Source organism: Burkholderia sp. Tr-20390 (genome assembly GCF_017104595.1).
In the GTDB taxonomy this organism is placed as follows: Bacteria; Pseudomonadota; Gammaproteobacteria; order Burkholderiales; family Burkholderiaceae; genus Burkholderia.
Map to the genome: position 1 here is coordinate 1 of NZ_JAAGPC010000412.1, position 1061 is coordinate 1061.

A 1061-nucleotide genomic window follows, 5' to 3' on the forward strand; every position below is an offset into this window, starting at 1 on the left:
CGTCGCCGCCGCACCGGCCAGCGCGCCTGCCGTCGAAGCCGCCACGCCCGCGCCGCAGGTTGCGACCACCGTGACGAACCCGGCCCCGTCGCCGTCGGGCTCCAGCTCTGGCATCGCGCCCGCCGGCAGCCTCGATTCGTCGGAACGCGTCGTCAACGTGCCGCCGTCGGAAGCGGCCGCCACACCGGCGACCGCGACGACACCCGCACCGAAGGCGCCGTCGGAGGCAGAGACTGCCGTCGCCGCCGTCACCGCGCCAACGGCAGAGTCGCAGCCGCGGCCGCCGAAGGCGCAGGAAACCGTGCAGGTGCGTTTCAACGTGCGGCCATGGGGCGACGTCTACGTGAACGGCGCGCGGCGCGGTGCGAGCCCGCCGCTGCGCTCCGTATCGTTGACGCCGGGCGTCTACGTGATCGAGATCCGCAACGGCACGCTGCCGCCGTTGCACCGCACCGTGGCGATCGACTTCGGCAGCAAACCGGTCAACATCGACTATGCATTCGAATGACGTCAGCCAGGCGGCGCTGGCCGCCGCCGCATATGCCACGGTGCCGCCCGGCCTGCCGGCGACCCCGCGCGCCGACCTGATCGGCCGGCTGCTCGCGGACGTCGCGCCCGATGCGCCGTGCGGTGCGAACCTCGAATACGACGCCGAGTTCCTGCAACTGCAGGAGCGCGCGACGCCGCGTGCCGAGCAGCAATACGGCGACACCGTGATCCCGGCCGAAGCGCCCGACTGGCGGGCGGTCGAGCGGCTTGCGCTGGCGCTGTCGGCGCGCACGAAGGATCTGCGCGTCATCGCCTGTCTCGCGCGAAGCTGGATCGAGCAACACGGTATTCCGGGCTACGCGGACGCGCTTGCGCTCGTCGCGAACCTGCTCGAACGCCGCTGGGACGACCTGCATCCGCGGCTCGACGCGGACGGCGAACCGGACCCGACATTGCGGATGAACGCGCTCGCCGAGATAGCTGGCGCGCACGACTGCGCGCGCGCGGCGCGCCGCCAGCCGCTGTTCGACGGCGGCCCGAGCGTGCGCGACGCGGAACGGCTGCTCGACGGC

1 protein-coding gene and 1 pseudogene are annotated in these 1061 nt (G+C 73.0%); both read left to right on the forward strand.

What is annotated here, in order from left to right:
• A pseudogene (locus G3N98_RS39280) lies at positions 1-508 on the forward strand (serine/threonine protein kinase); the annotation flags it as partial.
• A partial coding sequence (gene tssA / locus G3N98_RS39285; RefSeq protein ID WP_241026303.1) for a type VI secretion system protein TssA occupies positions 495-1061 on the forward strand: 567 nt, incomplete at its 3' end. The pseudogene G3N98_RS39280 and the gene tssA, both read left to right, overlap by 14 nt.